Origin of the sequence: Streptomyces sp. NPDC051133 (assembly GCF_040682635.1) — a bacterium.
Lineage (GTDB): Bacteria > Actinomycetota > Actinomycetes > Streptomycetales > Streptomycetaceae > Streptomyces.
In genome coordinates, this window is record NZ_JBFBBK010000073.1 from 25,188 (window position 1) to 31,739 (window position 6,552).

General features: G+C 70.1%; 9 protein-coding genes and 1 pseudogene. All 10 read left to right on the forward strand.

Going from position 1 to position 6,552, the window contains the following annotated elements:
* Positions 1-43 precede the first annotated feature (43 nt).
* Entirely contained in the window at positions 44-832 is a 789-nt protein-coding gene (locus AB0N17_RS41285; RefSeq protein WP_251093790.1) for a GntR family transcriptional regulator, read from the forward strand.
* A 169-nt stretch (positions 833-1,001) separates the two neighbouring features.
* A complete protein-coding gene (locus AB0N17_RS41290) occupies positions 1,002-1,358 on the forward strand; it encodes a hypothetical protein (RefSeq protein ID WP_366016828.1) in 357 nt (118 codons plus the stop codon).
* A complete protein-coding gene (locus tag AB0N17_RS41295) occupies positions 1,358-2,734 on the forward strand; it encodes an FtsK/SpoIIIE domain-containing protein (protein ID WP_366016829.1) in 1,377 nt (458 codons plus the stop codon). Before AB0N17_RS41290 ends, AB0N17_RS41295 begins: the two co-directional genes overlap by 1 nt.
* Positions 2,735-2,768: 34 nt before the next feature.
* The gene (locus AB0N17_RS41300) at positions 2,769-3,389 is read left to right on the forward strand and encodes a DUF2637 domain-containing protein (protein ID WP_366016830.1); all 621 of its coding nucleotides are present in this window, start codon (positions 2,769-2,771) and stop codon (positions 3,387-3,389) included.
* A gap of 11 nt (positions 3,390-3,400) precedes the next feature.
* Positions 3,401-3,592, forward strand: coding sequence for a mobile element transfer protein (locus tag AB0N17_RS41305; protein WP_366016831.1), 192 nt, complete (start codon positions 3,401-3,403; stop codon positions 3,590-3,592).
* A 16-nt stretch (positions 3,593-3,608) separates the two neighbouring features.
* Positions 3,609-3,802: pseudogene (locus AB0N17_RS41310) on the forward strand (hypothetical protein).
* A gap of 25 nt (positions 3,803-3,827) precedes the next feature.
* Positions 3,828-4,073: a SpdD protein gene (locus AB0N17_RS41315; RefSeq protein WP_366016832.1), complete on the forward strand. Its 246-nt coding sequence runs from the start codon at positions 3,828-3,830 to the stop codon at positions 4,071-4,073.
* 121 nt (positions 4,074-4,194) lie between these two features.
* Complete coding sequence (locus tag AB0N17_RS41320) at positions 4,195-5,514, forward strand: replication initiator (protein ID WP_366016836.1); 1,320 nt, start codon at positions 4,195-4,197, stop codon at positions 5,512-5,514.
* On the forward strand, positions 5,507-5,689 hold the full coding sequence (locus AB0N17_RS41325; RefSeq protein WP_359978610.1) for a helix-turn-helix domain-containing protein: 183 nt from the start codon (positions 5,507-5,509) through the stop codon (positions 5,687-5,689). Before AB0N17_RS41320 ends, AB0N17_RS41325 begins: the two co-directional genes overlap by 8 nt.
* Positions 5,689-6,552 (forward strand): tyrosine-type recombinase/integrase (locus AB0N17_RS41330; protein ID WP_366016833.1); only part of this gene is annotated, 864 nt, incomplete at its 3' end. The genes AB0N17_RS41325 and AB0N17_RS41330, both read left to right, overlap by 1 nt.

The window sequence follows — 6,552 nt, forward strand, 5'->3', positions numbered from 1 at the left end:
CACCACTCGCCCACTCGTCTAGATACCTAAAGGAGTACTCAACGTGAGCCCTCTCCCTTCCGGCCTCCTCGGCGATCTCGACCCCACGAGCGATCGTGCGGTCTTCCGGCAGATCGCCGACCAATTGCGCGAGGCCATCGACCGTGGGCGATTCCGCGAGGGCGAAAAGCTGCCCTCCGAAGCGGAGCTCGTCGAGCACTACGGAGTCTCCCGGATGACTGTCCGGAACTCCTTCTCCATCCTCACGGGCGAGGGTCTGGTGCACGCCGAGCACGGCAAAGGCGTCTTCGTCCGGCCGCGCCCCCCAGTGCGCCGACTCGCCTCCGACCGGTTCGCCCGGCGGCACCGTGAGCAGGGCAAGTCCGCCTTCATCGTGGAGGCCGACGCCGCTGGCAGTCACCCCACGGTCGACAGCCTGGAGGTCAAGGAAGAGAAGGCCAGCCAAGACATCTCCACCCGGCTCGGATCCGTGCGGCGGGTCCTCGCTCGTCGGCGCCGGTATCTCCTCGACGGGCGGCCGGTCGAGTTCGCGACCTCCTACCTCCCGCTCGACATCGCCCGCGGGACCCCAATCGCCGAGCCCAACCCCGGCCCCGGCGGCATCTACGCCCGTCTCGAAGAGCTGGGCCACCACCTCGACCACTTCGAGGAGGAGATCCGCGCCCGGATGCCCTCGCCTGCCGAGGTCAAGACGCTGCATCTGGCGGCCGGCGTGCCCGTCATCCATCTGATCCGGACCGCCTTCGACTCCGAGGGGCGGGCCGTCGAGGTCTGCGACACGGTCATGGCAGCGGACGCGTACGTTCTGTCGTACCAGCTTCCGGCGACCTGATCGGCATGGTTTGCGGTGGTGCGCGGGGACGCTTCTCCGAACTCGTACACCCCAACACGCTTACTCGTATAGACGAGTGGGCAAGTTATCTGGCAAGGTGATCCGTGTGATCCCGGAGATCGGGTTCGCGCAACGACTCTTGTATAGACGAGTAGATAGGGGAAGTTCCTTGCGCACCATCCGTGTAGAGACCTCCGCCGCCACGATCCTCCTCACCGAGGCCCCCGAGCCGAAGGTCCGCGACCGGCAGACCGGCGAGATCGCCAAGGACGCCAACAGCGGTGAGGCGCTGATGACCATCGGCGTCGTCTACATCGAGGACGGCGAGTCCTCGCTCATCAAGGTCACGGTCCCGGAAGGCGGCATCTCCGAGGGGCTGGTCCTCGGGGCGCCGGTCTCGCTGCCGGGCCTCGTCGCCCGGCCGTGGGAGTCCGTCTTCAACGGACAGCAGCGCCACGGCATCGCGTACCGGGCCGCCGCCGTCACTCCGGCCGTCTTCCCGGCCGCCACTGGGGCCGCTGCCTGATGTCGGATCTGTCGACGCTCCTCGAAGTGGGTGGTCCTGTCGCCGCACTCGGCGGCGGGGCTGCCTACGCCCGGGCCAAGCACCCGGCGGCGTACTGGTCTACGGTCGGTCTCCCGGCGTCCACGATTCGGCTGCTCAGCTCGTACAGCTCGGTCATGGAGGCGTGCGGCCTGACCGTGGCGCCCTCCCGGCTGCGGGTCCTCGCCGTGAAGACCATGACGCAGCGCGAAGTGCGGCCCGTACCGCCGCGCCGGGGCCTCATCCGACCCACCACGACCGGACTGCGGCTGCGCCTCCGTCTGGCACCCGGCCAGGAACCCGCTGACTTCGCTGCCTCCGCCGAGCGACTGCGGCACGCATGGGGTGTCCATGCCGTGTATGTCACCACCGTCAAGCCGGGAGTCATCGAACTGCGGCTCGTGGGCTACGACGTCTTACGGCGGGTGCGTATGCCGCGCAAGATCGCGGACGGCTTCCTCAAGGTGCCGGTCGCACTGCGAGAGGACGCCACGCCCTTCATACGCGACTACCGCACCATCCCCCACCAACTCACCCTCGGCGCCACCCTGTCCGGCAAGTCCATGTACCTGCGCCACCTCATTGCCGGACTCGCCCCTCAGCCCGTCGCCCTGGTCGGCGTCGACTGCAAGCGGGGCGTCGAACTGGCCCCCTTCGCATCCCGACTCTCGGCACTCGCCACCGACCCGGAACAGGCGGCCGAGCTGCTGCCCGTACTGGTCAAGGAAATGGAGGACCGATACGACCTGATCAAGGCCCGACAGGGCATCGCTGGCGACACCCCGGACGAGGAGATCACCTCCGACGTATGGGGCCTGCCTGAGCGCGAACGGCCGGTGCCCGTGGTGCTGTTCGTGGACGAGGTGGCCGAACTCTTCATGGTCGCTACCAAGAAGGACGAGGAGCGACGCGACGAGATGGTCACGCAGCTCATCCGGCTCGCTCAGCTCGGCCGCGCCGCCAGCATCTACCTGGAAGTGTGCGGGCAGCGATTCGGCGCCGAACTCGGCAAGGGTGCCACTATGCTCCGCGCCCAGCTCACCGGCCGCGTCTGCCACCGCGTCAACGACGAAGCCTCCGCCAAGATGGCCCTCGGCGATATCGCTCCCGAAGCGGTCTACGCCGCCTGCTCCATCGCCCCCGAACGGCCTGGTCTGGCCGTGGCGGGTGACACCTCCGGCGGCTGGTCCCGTATCCGCACGCCGTACCTCTCCCTCGCCGACGCCGCCGAGACCTGCCGCGAGTCGGCCCACCTGGTGCCCGACCTGCCCGCACTGAAGCCCTTCCGACCCCACGTGACCGTGCGTCCGGTCGAGACTGCGGCCCCGGTCGTCCTGCCCCACCCGGTAACCGACTGACCTTCCCCTGACCGACTCCGGAAGGAGCCGCATCATGCGTGCCCGCCTGGCCCGTGTGGACGCGGTACTCGTCCAGGCGCTCATCGCCGCCGCACTGTCCTTCGCCCACCTTCACGATGTCGCGGTGGCGGCCGGGCAGGACGGATGGAAAGCGTGGGCCTACCCCGTCTCCGTTGACCTGCTGCTCGTCGCCGCCTGGCGCCGACTGCGCACCGGCCACGGCAAAGCGTCGGCCTGGTGCTGGTTCGTCGTCGCACTCACCGCATCCCTCGGCGCCAACGTCGCCACCGCCGGCCTCCTCGACCTCGGCAACGTCCCGGCCTGGCTGCGCATTCTCGTCGCGGGCTGGCCCGCCATCGCCTTCCTCGGCGGAACCCTCCTCGCCCACACCGCACCCCCGACGGGCCCCGACACCGAGGTCATCGAGGACCAGGAGGACGAGCTCGAAACTGCGGCCGAACCGCCTGACCAACCCGCTATCGAGGCACCCCAGCAACCCGCACCCGTGCCGGTCCCATCCGCCCTGGTCGACCACGCCCGCAAGGTCGCTGCCGAACATCACACCCGTACCGGCGCCCCAATCGACACCCCGACCCTCCGTGCCCGCCTCGGCGTCCCGACGCCCATGGCCGAAGCCATCGCCGCCCACCTCTGAGAGGAGACCGCGTGACCGCCAACCGCAACTTCCGCAACGTCACCCGCATCGGACCCGTTCAGGTCGGCACCGCCTACGACAACCGGGGCCGCGAGAAGCACACCGCCGCCTGCACCGCCCCGCGCTGCGGCTTCTCCGCCGACTACGACAGCCGCGCCGGCGCCGAGCTGGCCGCCCGTACCCACCGCTGCCCCGTCCGCTGAAAGGACCCGGACCACAGTGACCGTCAGCCTGCCGCTCGTCGTCGTCCTCGGCTTCTTCGCCTGGGGAGCGATCAAGTTCCTCGGCGTGCGCACCTGGATCGTCGTCCTGATCGCCCTGTTCGCTTCTGGCTCTCGCACACCTTCCTGGCCCCCGCCATCGAGTCCGGTACGCGCTCCGGCGTCGGTGTCGTAAACGGCTCACATACCTAGACGAGTAGATAAGGAGAAGACTGCCGTGTTCCTGCCCAAGTACCCGGACAGCCCAACCCCGCCGCCCGTCCACACCCACGCACCGACCGGCCCGGCGCCCGTCCGGCGCAACGTCCCGTCGCTCTCCATCGACCAGAAGACGGTCGCGGCCGTGCTCGTCGGTGGTGTGGTCCTCACCGCACTCCTGGCCGCCGTCGCTGTCACGGCCATCTCCGTGGCCATCGCCGCCGTGGTCCTGCGCTCGCTGCTCCGCGAGCACAACGGGCGCTGACGCGGCTTGACCTCCGGGGCGGCGCGACACGGCCAAGCATCCGCCGCCCCGGCGGCCCATTCCTCCCGACAACGCCAGTCAGAAGGAGACCGCCATCTTCACCCGCACCACCCCGCCCCCGCTGGCGGAACTCAGCAACCTCGCCGCCGACGGCACCCTGCCCGGTATCCTCCGGCAGCTCTCCGGACTCGGCGGCTGCGCCAACCCGATCCGCCTCGACGGCCACCGCACCGAGTACGACATCAACACCACGACCGGCGAGATCGGCCGCGTCCTCCAGCACCTCGACTCGACCGCCCTCCCGGCCGGCCAGCTCCTCGTGCGCTGCAACAACCGCCGCACCACCCGTTGCGCGGCCTGCGCGGAGGTCTACCGCCGCGACACCTTCCACCTGATCACCGCCGGACTGCGCGGCGGCAAAGGCACCCCGGAACGCGTCGCCGCGCACCCCCGCGTCTTCGCCACCTTCACCGCCCCCGGCTTCGGCCCGGTCCACAACCGCCGCACCGACGGCCGCCCCTGCCGCTGCGGCACCCATCACGACCAGGACGACGACGCCCTTGGCACCCCACTCGACCCGGACGCCTATGACTACGAGGCAGCCGTGCTCTGGAACGCGCACGCCGGTGCCCTCTGGCAGCGCTTCTCGACCTACCTCCGCCGGGAGGTCGCCAAGCGCGCGGGTCTGTCACAGCGCCGGTTCCGCGAGCACGCCCGCGTGTCCTTCGCCAAGGTCGCCGAGTACCAGAAGCGCGGCGCCGTCCACTTCCACGCGGTCATCCGCCTCGACGGCCCCGGCGGCGGAGACACCCCGCCCCCGCCCTGGGCCACGGCCGACCTGCTCACCGACGCCATCCAGGAAGCCGCTGGCAAGGTCCGCGTCGACGGCCCGGGCATCGACGGCCGCGCGCACACCTTCGTCTTCGGCCGCCAGCTTGACGTCCGCACGATCCGCTCCGCCGACTTCAACGAGGGTCAAGAGCTGACCGAACGGGCCGTAGCGGCGTACATCGCCAAGTACGCCACCAAGGGCGCCGAGACCGCGACGGGTGCCCTGGACCGCCCGCTGAAGTTCGCCGCCGAACTCGCCCAGCTCGACATCAGCGACCACGCCCGCCGTCTCATCCGAACGGCCTGGACCCTCGGCGCACGCAAGGACCTGGAACACCTCCGCCTACGCGCCTGGGCCCACATGCTCGGCTTCCGCGGACACTTCTCCACTAAGTCCCGCCGCTACTCCACCACCCTCGGGGCCCTCCGCGACGCCCGCGCCGAGTGGCGCCGAGCACAAGCCGTGGCCGCCAACGGCCCTGAGCCCGAGACGACTTACGTCCTCGCTCACTGGGTCTTCGCCGGGACCGGCCTGTCCGACGCCGAAGCCTGGCTTGCCGCATCCCTCGAACCCGCCCCCGGAACGGAAGGAGAGCCGACCCATGCGTGACGACGAGCTGTTGACGGTGCCGGACGTGATGGCGCGGCTGAAGGTCGGTCGGTCCACGGTCTACGACCTCATCCGCTCCCGTCGCCTGCCTTCGATCACCATCGGCCGGTGCCGTCGCATCCCGGCGCGGGCCGTCCGCGAGTACATCACCAACGAACTGGAGGCGGCCGCCTGATGGCCCAGCAGCGCAAGCGCAACCCCAACGGCGCCGGCACCATCACCAAGCGCAAGGACGGCCGCTACCAGTGCGCGGTCTACGTGCTCCAGCCGGACGGCACCCGTGCCCGCAAGTTCGCCTACGGCAAGACCTGGGCCGAGTGCGACGCCAAGCGCCGGGAACTGCTCGACAAGGTCGACCAGGGCGTGCCCGTGCCGACCCGGTCGGCCAAGCTTTCCGAGTGGCTGCCGTACTGGCTGGACAACGTCATCAAGCCCCGTCGCAAGCTCAGCACGTACGACAAGTACGAGGCGCACGTCCGGCTCTACCTGGTGCCGCTGCTCGGCGCGAAGCGGCTCGAATCGCTGGGCGTCGCCGACGTGCGCCGCTTCCTCGTCCGCCTGGAGAACGAGGCGACCGCGGCCACGGCCAAGGAGGCTCATCGCGTGCTGCGGTCGGCGTTGTCCTCGGCCTGCCGGGAGGAACTGATCACGCGCAACGTCGCGAAGCTCGTGGAGCCGCCCCGGATCAAGGAGCGGGAGTTGAGCCCCTGGACCCTGGACGAAACCCTCGACTTCCTCGCCGCCGCTCGCAAAGACCCGCTCTACGCGGCCTTCGTGCTCGCCATCGCCATGGGCCTGCGCCGGGGCGAGATCGTTGGCCTTCGCTGGTCGGACCTCGACCTGGACAACCGGGTTCTCTATGTCCGGCAGCAGACCCAGCGCCGCCGGGGCGTGTTGTACGACGACGACCCCAAGAGCCGCCGGCGCCGCGCTGTCCCGCTGCCCGCTCTCTGCATCGCGCCCCTTCGGTGGCATCGCATGCGGCAGTCGGCTGCCCGCGCGAAGGCGGGGGAGGGGTGGCAGGAGTCCGCGTACGTC

What these genes read in the sequence shown, in the direction of transcription:
- AB0N17_RS41295 (WP_366016829.1), top strand. Translation starts at nt 1,358, where the DNA reads ATGTCGGATCTGTCGACGCTCCTCGAAGTGGGTGGTCCTGTCGCCGCA.
- AB0N17_RS41300 (WP_366016830.1), top strand. Translation starts at nt 2,769, where the DNA reads ATGCGTGCCCGCCTGGCCCGTGTGGACGCGGTACTCGTCCAGGCGCTC.
- AB0N17_RS41325 (WP_359978610.1), top strand. Translation starts at nt 5,507, where the DNA reads ATGCGTGACGACGAGCTGTTGACGGTGCCGGACGTGATGGCGCGGCTG.